Below are 24,050 nucleotides of genomic sequence, written 5' to 3'. Positions count from 1 at the left end.
TGCCCTCACACCTCCTTAAACACATTCCCGGCTAAACTCTCATACAACTCCATATATTCTTGTGCTGATTTTCTCCAGCTAAACTGACTTTTATTTACATTTTTAATAAGAGTAGCCCAAAGCTCAGGAGTATGAAAAATTGTTAACGAATAACGTAGGACATTTAAAAGATCGTGAGCGTTATAATGTGTAAAACTAAATCCATTTCCTTCACCTGTTATCTCATTAAAAGGGTGTACTGTGTCCTTCAATCCCCCGGTTTCACGGACAATGGGGACTGCTTTATATTGCAAAGCTAAAAGCTGAGCTAATCCACATGGCTCAAACTTGGATGGCATAATAAGGAAGTCTGCACTTGCATATAGTTGTCTCGCCAACTCTTCGTTAAATGTTAATAACGAAACTACTTTTTCAGGATAATTATTAGCCACCTCATCAAAATATACTTCGAACGCTTCATCACCTGTTCCTAGAATAATAAATTGTACGTCTTCTTGAAGAAATTCATCTAAAATATGTTGAACAAGGTGAAGCCCTTTTTGTTCATCAAGTCGAGTAATCATTATATATAATGGCTTCTCGCCATTTATGGGAAGACCGAATTTCTCTTGAAGGCGCATTTTATTTTCTATTTTTCTTACACGAGAAGAACGATATTTTACTAGAAGAGCTGGGTCTGTTAATGGATTGTATTCTTTCACATCAATTCCATTTAATATTCCGACTAAATCCCTTGCTCTTTCTAGTAAAATAGATTCGAGACCTTCCCCGTAATAAGGATCCTTGATTTCTTCTGCATATGAAGGACTTACAGTCGTAATCTTGTCAGCGTGAAATAGTGCACTTTTTAGACAATTTAACATTCCGTGCCATTCCATTCCCCCGATATGCTCAGCTGGTAATTGAAAGAAATCATCAAACGTCTCAATTGGCATAATTCCTTGATATTTTAAATTGTGAATAGTGAAAACGGTCTTTAGACCTTTAATTGGCTGAATGATTTTCGCAAGTGCAACAGCCATTCCAGCTTGCCAATCATGCGAGTGGAGTATATCTGGCTTTTGTTCTAAATGTTTCAATGCTTCTATCACTGCTCGACTAAAAAATACAAAACGTTCACCATCATCGTAATACCCGTAAACACCTTTACGGCTAAAGTAATAATCATTAGAAATAAAATAATACGTTATTTGGTTATTTACTATCTTATATAATCTTGCCTCTTGATTTCGCCAACCAAGCGGAACATCTATGGTAGCATAGAGGTCCATTTGAGTTTTCCAGTCATCTGATATTTCATCATATAACGGAAGTATAACCTGAACATCGATTCGTTCATTTGCCTTCAATGCTTGAGGCAATGAACCAATTACATCAGCTAACCCTCCCGTTTTGATAAATGGAGAACATTCTGAAGCTACAAATAATACATTTTTCATCTGCTATCTCCTTCCGCCGGCTTTGACGACTTACATTTCTATTCTTTTTGCTACAACATATGGCTTATCTTTTGATCCTATAAATCTTTGATTTGCTTTTACGTAAACATCTTTATCAAGAATGACATTTTCCAAGTAAACTCCTGGTTCAATTGTGCATCGTTGCATAATAATAGAATTTTTGATTGTCGCACCTTCTTTAATTTTAACCCCTCTAAAAAGAATACTTCCTTCCACATTCCCATCAATGACACAGCCATTTGCAAGCAGCGATCTTTTCACGTTTGCCCTGTCGCTATAAGTAGCAGGTGGGTTATTCCCTACCTTTGTTCGAACAAAAGGCTTCTTATAAAATAAAGCTTTATAATTTTTTTCATTTAAAAGATTCATATTATGGCGGTAATAGCTTTCAATGGAATTGATAAATGCGCTATATCCCTTATACTCAAAAGATTGAATATTCAAATTGGATATATTTTCCTTAATGCCATACTCGAAAAAATTATCTTGGTGATGCGCGATACTCTTGTCAATCAATTTCATCAATAGATCTTTATGAATAATGTACACTCCTGTAAATAAGAGGGGATTCGATCTATCATTTGTAATATTTTTAACCCATCCAACATCATCTGTTTCTATCCTAAACACACGTTCATGTTCCGGCAGCTCTGTTTCAGCCTTTGTTGAAATGAAAGTTACGTCAGCATTCCGCTCTAGATGATATGTAAAAGCCTCTTTATAATCCATATTTGCTATAAATTGGCTTCCACTAATAAGCACATATGATGCCTTTCCTCTATGAAAATAATCACGATTATTGTGAAAAAATTGCAAATCGCCTCTTGAAATATCAGATGGATCGTTCCAATCAGGTGGGAGGATAAATAAACCTCCATTTCTTCTATCTAATTCCCAATTTTCACCTGTTCCAAGATGGTCCATTAAAGCTCTATATTTATTCCTCGTAAAGATTGCCACTTCTTCAATATTAGAATTCACCATATTAGAAAGTGTAAAATCTATTAATCGATAGCGACCGCCGAAAGGAACGGAGGCTCCGTTGCGAAAATACGTTAATTCATGAAAGAATTGATGCTCATGCTCTAAATTAATTAATCCCATCATAGTATTCATTCAACTACGCCTCCTTTTTTTGTTGAATAACTTCAATTAATTTACCTTCATCAATGACAAGTGGCTCTTTATCATTCTCGATTCGAATATACGTCCCTTCAGGAATTTCTACATTTTCCATTACGATGACACGCTCCAAAGTGGAATTTTTCCCTACAGTTACTCCCGGGTGTATGATCGATTGATGAACATAGCTTCCCTCTTCGATAACAACATGTTGAAATAAGACTGAGTTTTCAACTGTTCCGAAAACCCAACACCCTGAATTAATTAGCGAGTGTTTTACTACACCTGATTCTGCAATATATTGTGGTGGAAAATCGGAATCATTAGAATACAATCTGCGATTTTTATTCGATAAGGATAAGCTCCAATCTTCATCTAATAAATCCATATTCGCTTCCCAGTAACTTTGTACCGTTCCAACGTCTTTCCAATACCCTTTAAATTGATATGCGTAGAGCTTGCGCTGATCGTTTAACATTGCAGGAATAATATCTTTTCCAAAATCATGACTTGAATATTTATTATTAGCATCTTCCAATAAATATGTTTTTAATGTTTTCCATGTAAACATGTAAATTCCCATTGAAGCTAGATTACTTTTTGGCTCCTTTGGCTTTTCATCAAATTCATATATTCTAAGATCTTCAGTTGTATTTAGAATTCCAAATCGGGAAGCTTCCTCCCAAGGAACCGTAATGACAGAAATCGTAACATCCGCATTTTCGCGTTTGTGCTTATCAAGTAATTCGGTATAATCCATTTGATAAATATGGTCACCAGAAATGACAAGAACGTACTCTGGGTCATGCAGATCAATGAAGTGGATATTTTGATAAATAGCATCCGCTGTACCTGAATACCAACTTCCCCCGCTTTGAGCAGTATAGGGTGATAAAATAGTCACACCACCATCTTGCCGATTCAGGTCCCACGGTTTCCCGTTACCAATATGTTTATTAAGTTCCAGTGGAGAGTATTGGGTCATAACCCCTAAAGTGTGTATTCCTGAATTTGTGCAATTACTTAATGTAAAATCAATGATTCGATATTTTCCACCGAAATGTACTGCAGGTTTTGCCACTTCTTTTGTTAAATTTCCTAGTCGCTTGCCTTCTCCACCAGCTAAAAGCATACCTACACATTCCTTCAATTTCCATCCTCCTCAGTGATTGATTCCTCTCGTTTAAAAACAGCAATGGCTAAAGGGGGTATTTTTATTCTTATGTGTTGTGGCAATCCGTGCCATTTTTTAGGAAAACTTATATGAGGATTTTCATTTAACTGTCCCGATCCTCCAAATTCGCATCTATCCGAATTAAATATTTCTCTATATACGCCCGGCACAGGAACGCCAACCTTATAGTCATATGAAACGTTAGGAGTAAAATTACAAACAAAAATTAATTCTTCATTTGGGGTCCTACCACATCGTCTGAACACAATAGTGCTTTGGTCAATGTTATGTGGATCAATCCACTCAAACCCAGAGTGTTCATGATCTAATTCGTAAAGTGCAGGATTTTCTATATAAAAGTGATTTAACGCTTTTACATAGTCAAAAATCCCTCTATGCAATGGATATTCAAGAAGATGCCAGTCTAACTGCTCTTGATCTTTCCATTCTGAATATTGGGCAAGCTCACCGCCCATGAACAAAAGCTTTTTACCTGGATGTCCCATCATATAGCCATAAAGTAATCTTAAGTTGGCAAATTGTTGCCACTGATCTCCTGGCATTTTATCTAGCAATGATTTTTTTCCGTGAACAACCTCATCGTGTGATAATGGAAGCAGGAAGTTTTCCGAATGCGAATACATGAACGAAAAAGTCAGTAAATGGTGATGCCATTTTCGATAGATGGGGTCCTTCTCCATATATTCCAGCATGTCGTTCATCCAACCCATATTCCATTTATAATTAAATCCCAGTCCGCCTAAATAGGTTGGTGCCGTTACAAGTGGTAAATCAGAGCTATCCTCTGCCATCATTAACACGTTTGGATGAAAAGAAAATATAACTTCATTTAATTTTCGAATAAATGCATACGCCTCAAGATTTTCTTCTCCACCGTACGAATTATAGATTTTTTCTTGATCATATCGATCAAAATTGAGATAGAGCATGCTTGCTACGGCATCTACACGAATCCCATCCACATGGTATTCTTCAATCCAAAATAATGCATTAGAAATTAAAAAACTTTGAACCTCTGGTCTACCAAAGTCAAAAGTTAATGTTCCCCATGACAGTTTTTCAGCTTTACATGGATCTTGATATTCATATAAAGGCATACCATCGAATTCTCGCAAGCCAAAATCATCTTTACAAAAATGACCAGGTACCCAATCAATTATCACGCCAAGACCGTTTTGGTGGCATACATCTATGAAATATTTAAAATCATCTCGTGTACCGTATCTTGATGTAACGGAAAAATAGCCTGTAATTTGGTATCCCCATGAAAGATCAAATGGATGTTCTGCAAGAGGAAGTAGCTCGATATGAGTAAAACCTAATGTCTTTACATAAGGAACCAACTCATCTGCAAGTTCACAATATGTATAAAACTGCCCATTGTTTTTCTTTTTCCATGATCCTAAATGAACTTCATACACGGAAATCGGTGATGAAAAAGGGTGAACCTCTTTTTTTGTTTCTTGCCAATCTCGATCTTTCCATTCATAAATCGAATGTCTTGTTACTATAGATGCATTAGCTGGGCGAAGCTCCGATTGAAGAGCATATGGATCAGATTTTAAAAGGGTTTCTCCATTTGACGTGATAATTTTGTATTTATATGCAATTCCAATTGGAATATTTGTAAAAAAACCTACCCATAAACCTTCAGTTGTGATTTGTTTTAACGGATGATATTCCCCATTCCATTGATTAAAATCTCCAACAACATATATGTTTTTCGCATTTGGTGCCCATACTGCAAATCTAAAGCCTACCTTCCCCTCCCACTGTATTTTGTGACAGCCTAAACTATCCTGACTATGATAGTTAGTTCCTTGATGAAATAAAAAAATGTCATCTTCGGAAATGTTGAAATACAATATGCTATCTCCTTTCTAGACCATAACAACTCTATTATAGGAGACATTTAAGTGGTTTTACCGAAGATTCCTTCGACAGTTATTTGAGGGTTTTATACGATTATGTATGGGTTTGTCGATTAAATTATTTAAATATAGTTATGATTATTAGTGTAAGTTTTTTTGTTATAACGAGTACTTTGTTTATATTGCTTACGTGAACGAGGCATTACACATATACTGCAAATACCTAGCTTTAAAGGAGTGTCTTAAGTGGAAACTAATATCGCGTGGATTGACGATGTTCATCTTCTTACTTTAAATACGAATAATATTTCTTTTCTTTTAGATAATAAATCGCCTGTAATTTATTGGGGTAAAAAAAATAAATGTTTTCCATTAACAATTAATGAAAAAATTAGTGAATCAGCTGTAATTTTTAGTTTTTCAGATGTTTTACCTATGGGGGAAACATTAGAATTGATTTGGGGTGAAAAGTCTTTTCCTATCTATCCAAGAGGAATTGTTCGAACTCAATGGTTCGATGAAAATTTTTCAGCAAATGAAGAAATATTAGGAGCGTATTCTAAAAATGATACAACCTATTTTTCAATATGGAGTCCTTTAGCAACATCAGTAATATTATATTTGAATAATATGTCAAAAAAGTTAAATCGACAAGAAAAAGGGATATGGACGTGCCAAATAAATGGTAATTGGCATGGTTTTTCATATGAATATGAAGTGACAGTTAATGGAGAAACAATTCGAGTAAATGATCCTTATGCAAAATCAATGCTTGCCAATAGTGAAAAAGGAGTTGTCATAGATTTCTCTAAAACTGATCAAATCACTACAAAAAGGCCAGCTATTAAAGATTTGCAGGATGCCATTATTTATGAGTTACACGTTCGTGATGCTACGATTCAATCTGAGAGTAGAGTTCAAAACAAAGGGAAATTCCTTGGCTTAAGTGAATTAAAAACGACAACCGAAAATGGCTATTCTACGGGATTGTCTTATATAAAGGAATTAGGGTGTACACATATACAACTCTTGCCTATCAACGACTATGCACGTGTAAACGAACTTGAACCCGAAAATTATTATAATTGGGGTTATGATCCTCTATATTTTCAATCATTAGAAGGAAGTTATTCAAATTTCCCGAATGACCCTATTTCCCGAATCAATGAATGCAAAAAAATGATAGAAACCTTTCATCAAGAAGGACTTTCTGTCATACTGGATGTCGTTTTTAATCATGTATTTGTTATGGAACAATCCTCATTAGAAAAGCTAGTACCTGGTTACTATTTCCGATATAAAGAGGATGGAAGTGTAAGTAATGGAACAGGAGTAGGAAATGACCTGGCTACGGAAAGAGTAATGGTACGGAAATTAATTATTGATACGATTGATTTCTTTCTTTCAGAATTTCAAGTGTCTGGATTTAGATTTGATTTAATGGGTGCAATTGATATTGAGACAATGAATGCCGTTGTCACACGATGTAAAAAAGAGCCCACGCCCATAATGCTGCTGGGAGAAGGTTGGGAGCTATCAACCTCACTCCCTTCACATAAAAAAGCAACTTCAAAAAATTCTAATCAATTATTGGCTGTTCGATACTTCAATGATTTTTTTCGAGATTCCTTAAAAGGAAATATATTTAATACAGATGATTTAGGCTATGTAAATGGTAAAGGACGATATTTAGAACGTCTAGCCCACCTTGTAACAGGTTCCTCCTTAGAAGAATGGGGAGATCCTCTTGTATCCAGTGTCGAACAAACCATTAATTATGTGGAATGCCATGATAATCATACTCTTTGGGATAGATTGCTTTTAACAAACGGTGATGAATGTGATGATATTAGAAAAAAAATGCATCAACTTGCCACAGGGATTATGTTATTAAGCCAAGGTGTTCCTTTTATACATGCTGGGCAAGAATGGTTTAGAACTAAGAATGGCATTGAAAATAGCTATATATCAGGTGATGAAATCAATCAATTAGATTGGAAGAGAAGAGAAAAGGAAGAGAAAAATATAAATTTTATTAGGATGCTAATTAGTCTTAGAAGAAGATATGATGTTTTTCGTCTTCGATCTAAGGAAGAAATCAAAAGAAGAATTCACATATTACATGTGCCTCAACCAGTATTTGCCTATACTTTATTTGGAAATGATGAAGATTTTTCTATTTATATTAATCCTACTGATGAAAACTATGAAGTACAGTTACCTTCACCGGGCTTATGGAAAATAGAAGCAACTAATGATGATAATAAGGTAATTCATAATGTAGTAGGTGAATATTTTTCGGTTAATCCATATGAATTAATTGTCTTGAAAAAAGCAAGATAATCATCAATTATTCATTTATATGTGAAATTGATTAAACTAGAGGTTGTTAATAGAGGAAATTACAAAAAAATATACAAACTAAAGATAATTCAAAAGGATAGAAAATTGAAATATTAATATGGAATGATGCCTGCAAGGGTATCATTACCATTGGAATACAGGATAAGTTTAGCCAAAGGATTAAATTCGTTTCTAAGTTATGAAGACTTTGGCTGACATATTCTCAATCCTGAAGAATTTAAAATATAGTCGATAATTTTATAAAAGAAAAACCGGGAAGATTATCTTCCCGGAACTTATTCAGTTTCATTTGCAACTAGGAAGTCTGGATTAATCTCCTCAGCCAATTCGCTATCGGATAGTTCTTCAGTCCAATCTTCATCTTCATCATCATCTTCATCATCGCATGGACATTCACCAGGATGAACAGCTACACAAACTTTTGTTTCGCCAATGACTTCCACAAGAAATTCTCTTTCGGTACTTACGATAATCTTATTCCCCTTTTTAGAAATTACCGCTTCTAAACAATTAGGCTGTTGGAGTACTCGAGCCGATACTATTTTGTCATCTAAGCAATCGGGGTCATGGTAGTGGAGGTCAATTACATCTTTATAATCGACTCTCTCCGTTGCTACTGATGTTTTTGTGTTATCGTGGTGGGAATACCAAACATTCATATCAAAATAACCGCTTACCTCGACTTTTTTGCCGACTTTTCGCGCCTCATATTTATGATTGATAATCCAGCAGCCTAAAATGCTCGAAGGATGATGCTGCGGTGTAATCGCATTGTTGGAATGTGTATATTTCTTTCCTTTCGCCACGACCGCTTTTGTTATTATTTCTCTATATTCTGCCATTCGAGCGAACCCTCCTCATTCATTTTCCCTTCATCGTATGCATTTCTCTAGACGAATGTGCTAATTACGTGAAGGCTAATTCACTAGGTCTATCTACGATATTGTATGTAAGGCAATGAATTATGTTTAAGATCTAATGCTTATTTCAATGAATTGGGCTCAAATCAAAAGTGCAAGATATCTTGTTTATAAGTTACAAGCTAATGTCCTGAGATAAATGAAAAAGGCTGTTTTCCTTTCTTTGAAACTGGTTTCTGACCTTAAAGCAATGGTTGCATGGAAGGAGGGAACGTAACTTTTTGTTCAAAAATATAGAACTAATAATCTAATAAGTAAAGCGTAAGCTCTAAACATTCTTATAAAACGAAAAAAGCCATTACCCGTATTTGGATAATGGCTTTTATCTTAGGAACAGCTAGACTCACTATATTTTAATTTTGAACCAGTTTCTCCAGTTAGCAAGTCACCGCCAGTGGAAACCAAAATCTCGTCTGTTACTTTATTAGATATTGCCGAAGCAACCAATTGAAGCAAATCATTCACTTCGATTTGAGATTGTTTAAATTCTTGTACAATTGGAATCTCGTCGAGTTCTGCTTCTAGCTTTTCAAGTTTTTCTTCTGTTAATTGCAATGCTCTTTCTTTGCCATAGTGTTGGAAATTGATCGCTTGTTTTTGTAAACTTTTTATACTTGCAATCATTTCACGAACGCTTTGATTTTCGTTGATTTGGGCTTCTGCACGTTTAAAAAAATCAACTTCTTCAGTTTCTGCAATCATTTTTGCCAATTCATGGGCTTGTTTTAAAATATCGTTCTTGGTGTATTTTCCCAATTTATATCACCTCTATTGATTCAAGTTCTTCTACTATTTCTCCATCTAAAGTCCAGGTTTTAGATGCATTGATTTTAACTTTAACTAATTGACCAATTGCTGATTTGGGTCCCTTAAAGTTAACTAGCTTGTTTTTTCTAGTATAGCCCGAAAGAATTTCAGGATTATTTTTACTTTCCCCTTCAACAAGCACTTCTACAATTTGACCCTCATATTTCTTCATTGCTTCACGAGATAAATCATTTACAAGCTCATTTAAACGTTGAAGACGAGCTTTTTTCACTTCCATCGAAACATTATCCTTCATTTTTGCAGCAGGAGTGCCTTCCCTCGGAGAGTATATAAAAGTATAAGCAATTTCAAAGCCAACTTCACGGTATAGTGACATCGTTTCTTCGAATTGTTCATCTGTTTCATTTGGAAACCCGACAATTATATCCGTAGAAAGTGATACGTCAGGTATAGCAACTTTAATTTTTCTTACAAGTTCTAAATATTGCTCTCTTGTATACTTACGCCCCATAATTTTTAATATATCACTAGAACCTGACTGCACAGGTAGATGTATATGTTCAACCATATTTCCTTTTTTAGCAAGGACTTCTATTAAATGGTCGTCAAAATCACGTGGATGGCTTGTCGTAAAACGGATTCTTGGAATATTGATTTTTCTTAAATCATCCATTAAGTCGCCGAATCGATAATCAAGATCCTCAAAATCTTTTCCGTATGCATTTACATTTTGACCTAGAAGTGTAATTTCTTGATAACCATGAGCTGCTAATTGTCGAACCTCTTGGATAATATCTTCTGGACGTCTGCTTCGCTCTTTCCCTCTTGTAAATGGAACGATACAATAAGTACAGAACTTATCACAACCGTACATAATGTTTACCCAAGCTTTAATATTACCTCTACGAACTTTCGGTAAATTTTCAACGACATCTCCTTCTTTGGACCATACTTCAACAACCATTTCCTTTGACATATACGCTTCATGTAATATATCAGGAAGACGATGGATATTATGTGTACCGAAAATCATATCTACAAATTGATGTTTTTCTAGAATTCTGTTTACAACCGACTCTTGTTGTGACATACATCCACAAACACCTAATAGTAAATCTGGCTTTTCCAATTTCAGAGATTTTAAGTGGCCAAGTTCACCAAATACTTTATTTTCGGCATTCTCCCTGATGGCACATGTATTCAATAGAATGACATCTGCATCTTCCACTGTGTCGGTTGGCTCATACCCAAGACCCAAGAAGATTCCGGCCATTACTTCTGTATCGTGTTCATTCATTTGGCAGCCGTAAGTACGAATATAAAATGTCCTGCCATTACCCATCCCCTGATATTTCTCATCTATTTCAAAATCATTATGATACTTAATCTCCTCTCTCCCACGTCGTCTAGCATCCTTCATGGATGGAGGAACGTATACCGTTTGAAAATATTGACTATAATCCTTTTCTTGTTTCGAGGTAGGATTTTTTGATTGATTAATTTGTTGACTTTCTAAACGTTGTTTCTCGTTCATGAAAATCCCCTTTCCTATTATACAAAATCGATGAACGAAAATGTTTCTATTTAAATGTATCCATTCTATTAGTATATAGCCTTTTATTTTTGAATACAACATAAGGGAATATTTGTTGCATAAAATTCGAAAAGACTTGATTGCGAATTGAGCAACCAAGTCCTATTTAGCATTTAGAGAATGTTTTAAAAGTCCGGTAAAAATGAGGCTTAGTGTTTCTAATTAGCCTGTTTCTCGGATACAGGAAACTATTCCAACTCGAATATCCGACATACAGGATTGTACTAATGGGGTGCTGCCCCTGGACATCAGCATAGCCGCCCACTTGGTACTTTTAATCTTCCTTTTTAAACATTCACTACTACACAATCTTTATTAATTTATCTAGGTTCGACTATAAGCTTGATGGCAGTTCTTTCTTCTCCATCAATAATAATATCTGTAAAAGCAGGTATACAAATTAAATCTACACCACCTGGGGCGACAAATCCCCTTGCAATTGCTACTGCTTTTACTGCTTGATTCAATGCCCCAGCCCCAATCGCTTGAATTTCTGCACCGCCTCTTTCACGTAGAACACCTGCTAGCGCGCCCGCCACGGAATTTGGATTAGATTTTGCTGAAACTTTTAATATTTCCATTTCTTGTTCCTCCTTGTCATATCCCCATAACGATTGCCTTGTCATTGTCAATCGCTGTTAACCTTTCCATTGTTACTATATTCAGGTAATTTATGAACTATTCCGGTTTGTCCAAAACCATTATAGGAGAAACAAGATTATAAATTAATCCGTAAACATTGGTTGATCATCATTGATTAAAATAGTTTTGATCTTCAATGCTTTCCCAGATTTATTGTCAATCGTAATTAAACATGCACTAAGTTGTTTTCTCCCACTCTTCGGTACTTCAAAGCGGGAAGGGAGTGCAGTAAGAAATTTTTTTATTACAGCTTCTTTTTCCATTCCAAGTATCCCATCATAGGGACCTGTCATCCCAACATCTGTCAAATACGCAGTTCCGTTGGGTAGTATACGATTATCTGAAGTCTGGACGTGTGTATGAGTACCGATGACCGATGACACTTTACCATCTAAATACCATCCCATTGCTTGCTTTTCACTCGTCGCTTCGGCATGGAAGTCAACAAAAATAATGTTTGTTCTTTTTTTGGCTATTTCGATTAGTTCATCCGCTTTATTAAATGGGCAATCAAGAGGCGGCATAAACGTTCTCCCTTGCAAGTTAATGACAGCTACCTCTATAGAATTCATTTTTATAAAAACTAAACCATTTCCGGGAGTATTTTCTGGAAAATTAGCTGGCCTTACTAAATATTTGGCAGTATCGATAAATTCAAAAATGTCCTTATTATCCCACGCATGATTTCCGAGAGTTACAACATTAGCTCCCGATTCTAAAAATTGCTTATAAATTTGTTCCGTAATCCCTCTGCCACCTGCAGCATTTTCCCCGTTTACAATCGTTATGTGTGGTCGATATTTTCTTTTTAATACTGGGAGATATTCTTTTATCATTTCTCGTCCGGGTGAGCCGACTACATCGCCTACAAATAAAATGTCCATACTGATCCCTTTCTAACATTAAGTTCATACAACTTTTATTCTACCATCATAGGCACAAAAAAGCAGTGTGAGATCACACTGCTTATTTCGCATATTCAACAGCTCTAGTTTCACGAATAACTGTAACTTTGATATGACCAGGGTAATCAAGGTCATCCTCAATTCTTTTACGGATATCGCGAGCAAGTCTATGTGCTTCCAAGTCATTGATTTGTTCAGGTTTTACTATAATCCGAACTTCTCTACCTGCTTGAATGGCAAATGATTTTTCAACACCATCATAAGACTCGGAGATTTCCTCCAGCTTTTCAAGGCGTCGAATATAATTTTCGAGCGTTTCACTTCTTGCACCTGGTCTTGCAGCTGACAGAGCATCTGCTGCTGCAACAAGAACTGCAATAATGGATGTAGGCTCAGTGTCACCATGGTGAGAAGCGATGCTATTAATGACAACAGCATGCTCTTTATACTTTGTGGCAAGCTCAATTCCGATTTCTACGTGGCTACCTTCCACTTCATGGTCAATCGCTTTACCGATATCGTGAAGTAACCCTGCACGTCGAGCAAGTGTTTCATCTTCTCCTAATTCCGCTGCAAGAAGACCTGATAGGAATGCCACTTCCATGGAATGCTTTAGAACATTTTGTCCATAGCTTGTCCGGTATTTCAAGCGCCCAAGAATTTTAATTAAATCAGGATGCAATCCATGAACTCCCACTTCAAATGTTGTTTGTTCACCGATCTCACGTATGTGTTCATCCACTTCTCGTCTTGCTTTATCCACCATTTCTTCAATACGCGCAGGATGGATCCGGCCATCTTGAACAAGTTTCTCTAATGCTATCCGAGCAGTTTCCCGCCTAATAGGGTCAAAACCGGAAAGAATGACAGCTTCTGGTGTATCATCTATGATGAGATCTATCCCTGTCAATGTTTCAAGTGTCCGAATATTACGGCCCTCACGGCCGATAATCCGTCCTTTCATTTCATCGTTAGGCAGGTTCACTACGGATACTGTTGTTTCCGCAACATGCTCTGCTGCACAACGTTGAATGGCAAGGGAAAGAATATTCTTAGCTCTCTTATCCGCTTCTTCCTTTGCTCGCATTTCACTTTCTTTTATCATTAGAGCCGATTCATGTGCTAATTCTTTCTCGACCCCAGATAAAATAATGGATTTTGCCTCTTCACGAGTCAAGCCTGAAATGCGTTCTAGCTCACTTTTCTGCTTGCGGATCATCTCATCCACTTTGCTTTCCATCTCTTCAATATGTTGTTGTCTGTCATTAAGAGATTCCTCTTTCTTTTCAAGCATATTTTCACGCTTGTCAAGAGTTTCATCTTTCCGGTCGAGGTTCTCCTCCTTTTGCAATAAGCGGTTTTCTTGTTTTTGCAATTCGGTTCTTCTATCCCGAAGTTCACGTTCAGTTTCAGTTCGAAGTTTATGATTTTCATCCTTCGCTTCTAACAGAGCTTCTTTTTTCATAGATTCTGCTTCACGCTTTGCGTCTTCCAAAATAAGTTCGGCAGATCCTCTAGCACCTGTTATTTTTGCTTGAGCAAATGATTTAAAGATGAAATAGCCAACAACTACACCGACGATAAGGCTAAGCAAAATGGAGATGATGATTATGATTACATCAGGCATAATTTCACCCCCTCTTGCTATTAACTTGTATCATGTTTTTAACATGTCGGCTGGTACATTGTTACATAGGTTTCAATATACTGAGCCAAGCTCAAAAATTCATGCGAAAAAAATGTAAAATATACATGTTAATTTTATAGTTGTGACGTTTCATTGTCAAGGGATGGCCATTTAATTGGTAATTTATTTTCATTCTACTTAAATATAGAAAAAAAGTATCAAAAAGAACAACCGCGCAAGTGCCTGTTCAGCAACGTACATTGCCCAGAGGATGTGGCGGTTTTAGTCAATATTCCTCTTTAGGATTCTGACGAGATAAAGGAAACACGTTGAGCTTATATGGCAATGAGGTTGACTTAATCAAAAAGAAACCGGAAGTTTGCTAGGTGCTGGCTCTTTGCACTAGACGGGAACTCCCTTCTTAAAAGTTATCTACAAGTTCAAGTCTTACATTTTCCAGATAATGAAAAAAGCAAAGCCAGTAAGTAAAGGCTTTGCTTATTGAACCAATTAATCATTTAATAAACTAAATTCTTCTTCAGGGTCTATCTCCTCTGGTGGTGCAATTTTTTCCTCGTCCAATCCATAATGATCACGGATTTTAAACATAATCTCATTTTTCAGTTCAGGATTTTCCTTTAAAAATTGCTTCGCATTTTCACGGCCTTGTCCAAGACGCTCTTCATTATACGAGTACCAAGAACCGCTCTTTTGAACAATGTCAAGTTCGGATCCCATATCTATGATTTCGCCTTCTCGAGATATACCTTCACCATACATAATATCTACTTCAGCCACTCTGAATGGAGGAGCAACTTTATTTTTGACTACTTTTACTTTCGTTTTATTACCAACGATGTCTTGACCTAACTTGAGTTGTTCAGCACGACGAACTTCAAGGCGAACGGAGGAATAAAACTTCAATGCACGACCACCTGGGGTAGTTTCAGGGTTTCCGAACATAACTCCAACTTTTTCACGAATCTGATTGATGAAGATAGCAATGGTATTCGATTTATTAATAGCACCTGAAAGTTTACGGAGTGCTTGAGACATTAAGCGTGCTTGTAGTCCTACGTGTGAATCTCCCATTTCACCTTCAATTTCAGCTTTCGGCACTAATGCTGCAACTGAGTCAATAACGATAATTTCAATTGCACCGCTTCGAACAAGTGCCTCTGCAATTTCTAGTGCTTGCTCACCTGTATCAGGTTGGGAGAGTAATAACTCATCGATATTAACTCCTAATTTTTGGGCATAAACTGGGTCAAGTGCATGTTCTGCATCGATAAATGCTGCTTGGCCACCTTTAGCTTGCACTTCCGCAATAGCGTGAAGAGCTACTGTCGTTTTACCAGAACTTTCAGGTCCATATATTTCTATCACACGTCCACGTGGATACCCACCTACTCCTAAAGCTACATCAAGAGCTAAAGATCCGCTTGGAACAGTGGAAATTTTACGATCAGTCTGCTCACCAAGCTTCATAATCGATCCTTTACCAAACTGCTTTTCAATTTGCTTTAAAGCCATCTCTAATGCTTTCTGACGATCACTCACTAAATTTCCTCCTTATACACTTATATTCTATCAAATTAATGTGTGTTTCATATCAAAAGCTAACTTTAGTATACAGGTTTTCATTTCGTTTGCCAAGTAAAAAGCGAACATTTATTCGATTATTTTCAAGTTTAAAAAATACCTAAATTTAATATATCTTTATAGGAAAATCGATTTTTAGTACAAGATAATCATTTAATAAACTATTTTTACTTTCTTTTAAAAAAATTTAGAGAGCGCATAATGCGCTCTCTATTAATTGTTGTTTTTCAATTCTTGCAGTAAATAATGACAGCCATACATAACCGATCTCTTCTGATTTCCATTCCTAGAACCAGCTAAGTTAAGCAAGAAAGCCTTTGACGGTTTGTTATCAAAAGAAATTCCTATCCATACTGTACCTGCCTGATGACCTTCAAGTGAATCAGGTCCTGCTACTCCAGTAAAACTAATACCGATGTTCGTACTTAGTATGCTTCTTACATTTTCCGCTAACTCTATTGCGCATTCTTTACTGACAACTCCAAAGTTATCAATTGTCTCTTTTTTTACTTTACAAAGCTTTATTTTTGCATCATTTGAATAACAAACAATTCCCCCGATTAACATAGTACTTACGCCTACTATTGATGTCATTTCAGCTTGAAATAGTCCACCGGTCAAACTTTCTGCACATGCAATCGTCATTTTCTTTTCTTCCAATACTTTAAGGAGCTCTTTCATAATTGAAGTTTGGTCATATCCGTAAAAATATTTTCCTACTCTATCATTTACCTTTTTTTCCATCGCATCAATCATTCTTTGAGCTTCACTTTCGGAATGATGCCTAGCTGTAATTCGTAACGTTACTTCATTATCACCAGCAAGTGGAGCTACAGTAGGGTTAGTTTGTGAATCTAGTATATCTTCTATTTCTACTTCAAGCTGCGATTCTCCGATTCCAAAATAGCGTAATACTCTAGATTCAATTCTTTCATTTGTTTCTAATTGATCCATTATTGCTAAGCGGCCGTATTTTCGAAACATAGGCTGCATTTCATGCGGGGGTCCAGGTAGAAGCATATATGAATGTTCTTTATTATATAAAAACATACCTGGTGCCATTCCATGTTCATTTGGAAGCACCTTTGCTCCATCAAGAACGAGAGCTTGCTTTTTATTATTTTCTGTCATAGTACGACCAGTTTTCTGAAAATATGTTAGTATCGTTTGCATTGCATCCTCATCAAGCACAAGAGTTTTCCCGATATGTTTAGCAATCGTTTCTTTCGTAAGATCATCTTTTGTTGGACCTAATCCTCCAGTAAAGATAATTAGATCTGCTCTATCTTCTGCATGTTGAATCGCTTGTTCAAGTCGAGTGGGATTATCTCCAACAACAGTATGATAGTAAACATTGACCCCTATTTCAGCAAGCTGCTCTGATAGAAATTTGGCATTTGTATTAACAATTTGTCCTAATAATAGCTCTGTTCCTACGGCAATAATTTCTGCGTTCATATAACAAATCCTTTCTTTTAAACTTTTTATTTTGAATGTTTAAATATAGCTCGATTTTTATAAAAGTATTCATATCCAGACCATACAGTAAAAAATAGTGCAACCCATAAAGCGATTGTATCAAGAGGAAATCCGATCGCTTCAAAAAATACATTATGTAATAATAATAGTGATATAGCAATGATTTGTGTCCACGTTTTAATTTTCCCTAACATATTTGCTGCAACAACTTCTCCCTGCCCAGATAAAATCATTCTCAATCCTGTTACGGCAAACTCCCTACTAATGATAACTATGACAATCCAAGAAGGAGCAAGCTGCATTTCAACTAATACAATAAAAGCTGCTGAAACAAGAAGCTTATCAGCCAACGGATCTAAAAATTTCCCTAAATTTGTAACTAAATTAAACTTGCGTGCGTAATAGCCATCAATCCAATCAGTTACAGATGCTATTATAAAAATTAATGCACCAATTAGATGAGCCCATTCAAGTTCAGTACCAGGCAAGCTTACTTTTCCCCAGTTAAAGGGGACTAGCATTAATATTAAAAATATCGGAATTAAGATGACCCTTGCAACAGTAATTTTATTTGGCAAATTCATTTTCGTACCTCCTCAAACAACACCTTTAAAAATATGTTTCATTTAGGAAAAAGTGCAAGGTGCACAGCCTTTGGGACAAGCAAATGTTCTATTACGCAAAAAAGCTATTCTGCTTATCGTGTTTCTACCCTTTAGCCAATAACGCCTTGAACTAGACAATGAAAGATTAAGTTCAAAAATTTAGATAAAAAAATTATTATACTTTCTTATTTTTTGAAAAAATAACCGCCATTACGGCGGCAATAAAGTATTCTATTCCTTCTTCTGGAATTGAATATTAATGTTTTGTACAGTAGTAGTTAGTTCATATTCCAGCAGTTCCCCGTTGACATATATCTCAGTCTTAGTGGAATCCCCAGCTCTAATAAAAGCTTTAGTATCATTCGTAAGATCAAATTTCTGACCTTCACCATTTTTTATTTCACCTTGGAAGAGTACTTCGTTATTACCATTGGCGATTTTAATCCAACTTCTTCCTGGGTTCGCAGCCTTAACTTCCAGTTCAAATTTATCTGCATTTAGTAAGTTATACGTAGTCGTATTTCCAGTTACACTTTCCATGGTTATTTCCTGCTGTACTGTTTCCTCTGAAATAGGTTCTTCTTCAGGCGGTGTTGTTTCTTCCTCATCAGGATTTGTTGTATCCTCCTTGTTCTTATCCGCAGGTGGTGTAACTTCCTCTGATTCCCTTATATCTACAGCTCCGTTATTATTGTTATTAACAGAAGATTTCTCTCCAGGGTTAAAATATTTTACAACCAAAAACCAAATTAATACTAAAATGGCCAGAACAAAAATAGCTGTAATAATTTTAGGGAACATTTCTAGAGCTTTGGAACTACTCGGTGATACTGATCTTCGAGACTGTGTCCGAGAAAGCTGATCAGGTAAATTCTCGTCATATGCAAGCGGAATTTCATTTCTATATTCCTCAAACAAGAGGTCTGGCTCTAAACCAACTGCTTCTGCATATTGCTTTATAAATGCCCTGGCATAAAATTTACCCGGCATAATATCATATTTTCCTTCTTCTATTGCGACTAAATATCTTTTTTGAATTCTTGTAATATTTTGCAACTCATCTAAAGACATACTTTTTTCTTCTCGAGCCATGCGAAGCCGGCTTCCTAATTCCGTCACTAAAAGCACCTGCCAATCCTAAAAGTCAAAACCAAAGTCCGGTTCGGTAAACAAGTTATGTTCTTGTACAATTTCATAAGTAATTTCTTCATCTTCATTATTTCTTAACTCAATAATATAATCAAAATCTTCCATCGAAAATTCCGAATGCTGGACAAAAATATCAGGGTGTTCTATTACTTTTACAGCTGGAAGCTTCATTATTTCGCGAACCAATTGCCAGTGACGTTCATCTGCTCTCCTTCTTGAAACAATCCCATCTAAGATGAAAATATTATCAGCACTATATTCATCTTTTATCAATTCTTTACGTATTGTTTGCTTTAATAAAGTAGATGATACAAAAAGCCATTTTTTATTCGCACAAACACTAGAAGCTACAACTGATTCAGTTTTTCCTACTCTGGGCATTCCTCTTATTCCAATAAGCTTATGTCCTTCTTGCTTAAATAACTCGGCCATAAAATCAACTAAAAGTCCCAGTTCATCACGAACAAACCGAAATGTTTTTTTATCATCCATGTCACGTTGTATGTATCGGCCATGCCTAACTGCCAAGCGATCTCTTAACTTTGGTTCGCGTATTTTTGTAATCTTTATGGTTTCAACTGTTTTCAGAATCGATTCTAGACGCAATATCTGATTTCTACTGCTGGCACGAATGAGTAATCCACGCCTTCCACTATCTATCCCATTAATGCTTACGATATTGATGGATAGCATCCCTAATAAAGATGAAACATCGCCGAGTAAGCCTGGACGATCAATCATAATTTCATATTCTAAATACCATTCTTTTCTGTCCATTCAAACATCCCCTTGAAGATGGCCACTAAATCTTTCTTCTTCATAATTGTCTCGATTATATCATAGCTGATATTAAATAAACATGAAAGAAAAACATATAGGAAAATCGTCATAATTAGACAAAAAAAGGACTGCCCTTAATTAAGAGCAAATCCTAGGTAGGATTCATGCAGCTTATAGGACAGTCTTAAATATTATTAATGTGAACTATTATTTTCGACAAGTTTCACCATTACGCTTGCAATCGCTTTTTGTTCATCTTCAGAAGCAACAGACCACAAATCAGAAAGCACTCGTTCCTGCTCGTTTTTAGGATCAACTTGATTCGCAAGGTAATCACCTACTTGATGTGCCAGTTGATTGATTACCTTTTGTGACATTCCTTGTTCTTGAGCATTGTCTAAGCGATCACCAAGGAAATTTTTCCACTGATCCCAATTTTCAAGTACTGACATGCCATTTCCTCCTTTGGAATTTAACGTTCGACGTTATTATGCTCACGAGAAACTGACATTATGCAGATTTTTTTCCACAGTTTATGTATACCATCCACCATTTACTCCAATAACTTGTCCTGTAATATAAGAGGAATCCTTCGACAATAAAAAAGAAATAACGTCAGCAATTTCTTTTGGCTCAGCTAACCGTCCTATCGGTATTTCAGATTCAAGCACATCCAGTTCTTCCTCAGAAAAGCCATTCAACATATTTGTCTTTACTGCTCCCGGGGCAACGCAATTTACCCTTGTTCCCGATCTTGCGATTTCTTTGCTAATCGCCTTCATAAAGGATATTTGTGCACCTTTAACTGTTGAATACATAACTTCACATGCTGAACCCGTCTGTCCCCATATTGAACTAATAAGAACAATGCTGCTTTCAGGATATTTCATTAATTTAGGAAGCAATTTTTGGACAATAATCAATGGACTTTTCACGTGCAGCTGTAACATATCATCAATCGTTTGCTCACTTAAATCGGTAAATAACCCATATGGTGCAACGCCACTTGAGTAGACAATTGCGTTAAGATTTAATACCGAGTTGCAAACCTGATGAATCCCTTCTTCTGTTGTAAGATCAGCACATATTGGTATCAATTCGATATTAAAAACTTTTAGTTTTTCAATCAATTCTAATATATTTGTTTCATTTCGATAATAATGTAAATACAAATTCCAACCTTCATGAGCGAGCTTAAATGCAGTTGCCGCACCTATTCCCCCGCTTGCTCCGGTAATTAGCGCATACTTTTTCATCTAATTCTCCCCATAAAAACAGCCCGGTCATTTTCCGGGCCATGATCTTTATTTTTTCGGAACGACTTGGCAAACAGTTATTCTATTTTCTTCAATAAACTGTTTGGCGGCTTCTTTAACATAGTCAAAGTCTAATTCTTCTAAAACAGATACGGTATCAAACAGATTCATGCCGTTAAATGTATATCTGGTGAATTGATTGGCAATAAACTCGGGAGAATTCATAGAACGCAAAAATCCTCCGATTCTTTTTTTCTTTATGCGTTGTAAAGCCTCATCTGATAAATATTGACCATTTTTAGCTTCTAATAAGATGGCTTGCAAACGTCCCGATAGAGTATCGGGATCATTCGTATCACTTCCTACATATCCGAATCCAAACCCTTGCTCAAAAGTAATGTCATATTGAAAAGTATCATCTATTAAACCACTTGTAATGAGCTCCTCATAATTATTAGAGCTTTTTCCGAATAATATTTCCAATGCCATGTTCAAAGCTAACTCATGTTTTAGCATTTCTCTTCCTTGTTGATGTACTTTTTTCGACTTTATTCCAACATAACATTTTGGTGTTTGAACATTCATTTTCAATTCTTGCTTTTTATTATTTACCGTTTCGGGTTCTTCCTCAAAATATCGTTGAATCTCGGGTGCATCGCTATATTGTTTCTTTGCTTGATTTGAACGTATGAGATTCATTATTTCATCAGGATTAACTGGTCCTACGACAAACAGCAACATGTTACTCGGATGATAAAATGTATGGTAGCATTCATACAGTAGATCGGCAGTAATATGAGAAATTGATTCCACTGTTCCCGCTATGTCGATCTTCACCGGATGATGATGATACATATTTTCGATTGTTCCAAAAAAAAGTCTCCAATCAGGATTATCATCATACATCCTAATCTCTTGACCAATAATGCCTTTTTCTTTTTCAACAGATTTTTCAGTAAAATAAGGTTCCTGAACCATATCAATTAACGTAATTAGGTTCTTCTCTACTTCATTAGTGCTTGAAAATAAGTATGCGGTCCTAGTAAAAGAAGTAAAAGCATTTGCAGACGCACCTTGCTTGCTAAATTTTTGGAACACATCACCATCTTCCTTTTCAAACATCTTATGTTCTAAAAAGTGTGCAATTCCATCAGGAACACGAATATACTCATCCTTCCCTAACGGTTTAAATTGGTGATCAATGGATCCATAATTTGTTGTAAAAGTAGCAAATGTTTTATTAAATCCTGTTTTAGGGAGTATATACACTTGTAATCCGTTATCTAGTTTTTCATGGTAAAGCGTTTCGTTTATTTGCTCGAATTCGATTGTTTTCATATATTCTCACCTTCCATTCCGGAAAGAAAATAGATTGTGTCAAGCTCAACTTTATTTGCAACTTCAATTATTTCATCCCTGGTGGTAGAGTTCGTTTTTTCAATCCAATCGGTAATTTTCACATTCGTGCCTGCAACAGTATTATGATAAAATACTTCAATTACACCTCTTGCCGAATCAATTGTTTCTAAAAATTGATTTTGAATAACAGCTTTTGTTTGTGTAATTTCATCATCAGTGAAGCTGCCTTCCTTCATCAATTTCAACTGTTCCTTAATAATAGAAACTGCCTTTTCATAATTTTGGGAATCGATACCTGACATTATCATAAGTAAACCTTTATGACTTTCAACCCTGCTAGCTGCATAATAGGCAAGGCTTTCTTTTTCGCGAACATTGATAAACAGCTTGGAATGTGGAAATCCACCGAAGATTCCATTGAATATTTGCAATGCAAAATAATCAGAATCTCCATATGAGATATTCGTACGACATCCTATGTTCAACTTTCCTTGGTTAAGATCCTGAGTTTCTTTCACTTCTTTTATTTTGTTTACTTCTTTGTTAATTGAATTCTTATGCAGGTTTGTTCTTCTTGCTTGAAATTGAAATAATGAGCATAGATTTTCCACTTCATTAAGATCAATATCTCCTATAAAATATAAGTCCATTTGATCTTCCATAAATGCACGCTCATAATATTCAAATAAAGAGGCACCCGTTATCTCATCCACTTTGTTTTCGTCACCTGTAGCTTGTATAGCATATGGTTCATCTTTACACATTTCTTCAACTAGACGAACACTAGCATAACGCATTTTATCATCATATACCGATTGTATCCGTCTTTTTAAACTGTGTTTTTCTTTTTTCAATGTAGATTCATCAAATACACGATTTGTTGTATTAGGATTTTGTATAACTTCGCTTAAAAATTCAATCGCTTTTTGCAGGAGAGGTGTTTTATCTTGTAAGAATTTTTCGTTGGCTACTTCTATAGTAAAAGAAATAATATGATACTCGCCTTTTTTACTTACATCTGTATAAAAGGAGGCACCATAAAGATCATCCAAATATGAACGTAATGCACTTGTAGTATTGTATTTTTTTGAATTGCTTTGAAGAACATTTGGAAGTAATGCACGATATGTAGCCGTTTCTATCTCGAGTGGTGCTTTCATCTTCCATACAATAGTATTGGTTTTGTATTTTTCTGTTGGAATGATATGAAGAGTGTATCCAGACTTTTCAACTAAATGTTCCTTAACAAGTTCCATATTGGCTCCTCCAATACTCACAGTAATTTCACATTCCGATAAAAAGTGGAACGAAATAACCACTCCACTTTACATAATATTTTTATGGTTCTTTTA

The 24,050-nt window shown here is 35.8% G+C and carries 20 protein-coding genes; 1 reads left to right on the top strand and 19 read right to left on the bottom strand.

The features are described from left to right. Window positions 1–5: 5 nt before the first annotated feature. Genes MT489_RS02635 through glgB form a run of 4 tightly spaced genes read right to left on the bottom strand, consistent with a single transcriptional unit; the run spans window position 6 to window position 5,642 of the window. Window positions 6–1,439: a glycogen synthase gene (locus tag MT489_RS02635; protein WP_244679946.1), complete on the bottom strand. Its 1,434-nt coding sequence runs from the start codon at window positions 1,437–1,439 to the stop codon at window positions 6–8. A gap of 30 nt (window positions 1,440–1,469) precedes the next feature. Next, window positions 1,470–2,576, bottom strand: coding sequence for a glucose-1-phosphate adenylyltransferase subunit GlgD (glgD, locus tag MT489_RS02630; RefSeq protein WP_244679945.1), 1,107 nt, complete (start codon window positions 2,574–2,576; stop codon window positions 1,470–1,472). 4 nt (window positions 2,577–2,580) lie between these two features. Next, complete coding sequence (locus MT489_RS02625) at window positions 2,581–3,732, bottom strand: glucose-1-phosphate adenylyltransferase (RefSeq protein ID WP_280518467.1); 1,152 nt, start codon at window positions 3,730–3,732, stop codon at window positions 2,581–2,583. Continuing rightward, window positions 3,729–5,642, bottom strand: a complete 1,914-nt coding sequence (gene glgB, locus MT489_RS02620) for a 1,4-alpha-glucan branching protein GlgB (RefSeq protein WP_244679944.1) — start codon at window positions 5,640–5,642, stop codon at window positions 3,729–3,731. Before glgB ends, MT489_RS02625 begins: the two co-directional genes overlap by 4 nt. 252 nt (window positions 5,643–5,894) lie before the next feature. Between glgB and pulA the strand changes: the two genes are divergently transcribed. Continuing rightward, complete coding sequence (gene pulA / locus MT489_RS02615) at window positions 5,895–7,991, top strand: type I pullulanase (RefSeq protein WP_244679943.1); 2,097 nt, start codon at window positions 5,895–5,897, stop codon at window positions 7,989–7,991. A gap of 296 nt (window positions 7,992–8,287) precedes the next feature. On the opposite strand, the gene cotE is transcribed toward pulA, so the two are convergent. From cotE to yfmF, 15 genes are all read right to left on the bottom strand, one after another. Further along, window positions 8,288–8,854, bottom strand: coding sequence for an outer spore coat protein CotE (gene cotE, locus MT489_RS02610; RefSeq protein ID WP_244679942.1), 567 nt, complete (start codon window positions 8,852–8,854; stop codon window positions 8,288–8,290). 405 nt (window positions 8,855–9,259) lie between these two features. Continuing rightward, entirely contained in the window at window positions 9,260–9,688 is a 429-nt protein-coding gene (locus tag MT489_RS02605) for a YlbF/YmcA family competence regulator (RefSeq protein WP_244679941.1), read from the bottom strand. Window position 9,689: 1 nt separating this feature from the next. Beyond that, window positions 9,690–11,234: a tRNA (N6-isopentenyl adenosine(37)-C2)-methylthiotransferase MiaB gene (gene miaB / locus MT489_RS02600; protein WP_244679940.1), complete on the bottom strand. Its 1,545-nt coding sequence runs from the start codon at window positions 11,232–11,234 to the stop codon at window positions 9,690–9,692. Window positions 11,235–11,614: 380 nt separating this feature from the next. Beyond that, on the bottom strand, window positions 11,615–11,875 hold the full coding sequence (spoVS, locus tag MT489_RS02595; RefSeq protein WP_213123282.1) for a stage V sporulation protein S: 261 nt from the start codon (window positions 11,873–11,875) through the stop codon (window positions 11,615–11,617). Window positions 11,876–12,019: 144 nt separating this feature from the next. Beyond that, window positions 12,020–12,820, bottom strand: a complete 801-nt coding sequence (locus MT489_RS02590) for a TIGR00282 family metallophosphoesterase (RefSeq protein WP_244679939.1) — start codon at window positions 12,818–12,820, stop codon at window positions 12,020–12,022. 82 nt (window positions 12,821–12,902) lie between these two features. Beyond that, window positions 12,903–14,468, bottom strand: a complete 1,566-nt coding sequence (gene rny, locus MT489_RS02585) for a ribonuclease Y (protein WP_244679938.1) — start codon at window positions 14,466–14,468, stop codon at window positions 12,903–12,905. A gap of 510 nt (window positions 14,469–14,978) precedes the next feature. After that, window positions 14,979–16,028, bottom strand: a complete 1,050-nt coding sequence (gene recA / locus MT489_RS02580) for a recombinase RecA (protein ID WP_307414949.1) — start codon at window positions 16,026–16,028, stop codon at window positions 14,979–14,981. 255 nt (window positions 16,029–16,283) lie between these two features. Next, entirely contained in the window at window positions 16,284–17,528 is a 1,245-nt protein-coding gene (locus tag MT489_RS02575; RefSeq protein WP_244679937.1) for a competence/damage-inducible protein A, read from the bottom strand. A gap of 26 nt (window positions 17,529–17,554) precedes the next feature. Next, window positions 17,555–18,133: a CDP-diacylglycerol--glycerol-3-phosphate 3-phosphatidyltransferase gene (pgsA, locus tag MT489_RS02570; RefSeq protein WP_244679936.1), complete on the bottom strand. Its 579-nt coding sequence runs from the start codon at window positions 18,131–18,133 to the stop codon at window positions 17,555–17,557. A gap of 252 nt (window positions 18,134–18,385) precedes the next feature. Continuing rightward, a complete protein-coding gene (locus tag MT489_RS02565; RefSeq protein WP_244679935.1) occupies window positions 18,386–19,273 on the bottom strand; it encodes a helix-turn-helix domain-containing protein in 888 nt (295 codons plus the stop codon). A gap of 18 nt (window positions 19,274–19,291) precedes the next feature. Then, window positions 19,292–20,080 carry a YmfK family protein gene (locus tag MT489_RS02560; RefSeq protein WP_244679934.1) on the bottom strand — a complete coding sequence of 263 codons (789 nt, stop codon included), beginning with the start codon at window positions 20,078–20,080 and terminating at the stop codon, window positions 19,292–19,294. 197 nt (window positions 20,081–20,277) lie between these two features. After that, window positions 20,278–20,535, bottom strand: coding sequence for a DUF3243 domain-containing protein (locus MT489_RS02555; protein ID WP_244679933.1), 258 nt, complete (start codon window positions 20,533–20,535; stop codon window positions 20,278–20,280). A gap of 81 nt (window positions 20,536–20,616) precedes the next feature. After that, window positions 20,617–21,339, bottom strand: a complete 723-nt coding sequence (ymfI, locus tag MT489_RS02550; RefSeq protein ID WP_244679932.1) for an elongation factor P 5-aminopentanone reductase — start codon at window positions 21,337–21,339, stop codon at window positions 20,617–20,619. A 48-nt stretch (window positions 21,340–21,387) separates the two neighbouring features. Next, window positions 21,388–22,677, bottom strand: coding sequence for an EF-P 5-aminopentanol modification-associated protein YfmH (yfmH, locus tag MT489_RS02545; protein ID WP_244679931.1), 1,290 nt, complete (start codon window positions 22,675–22,677; stop codon window positions 21,388–21,390). Then, entirely contained in the window at window positions 22,674–23,954 is a 1,281-nt protein-coding gene (gene yfmF, locus MT489_RS02540) for an EF-P 5-aminopentanol modification-associated protein YfmF (RefSeq protein WP_244679930.1), read from the bottom strand. Before yfmF ends, yfmH begins: the two co-directional genes overlap by 4 nt. Between the last annotated feature and the right edge of the window lie 96 nt (window positions 23,955–24,050).

This window comes from Lederbergia wuyishanensis, from assembly GCF_022900255.1.
GTDB classification, from domain to species: domain Bacteria; phylum Bacillota; class Bacilli; order Bacillales; family Bacillaceae_C; genus Lederbergia; species Lederbergia wuyishanensis.
The sequence above is the reverse complement of the archived record's forward strand: the minus strand, read 5'-3'. Positions and strand labels throughout refer to the sequence as shown.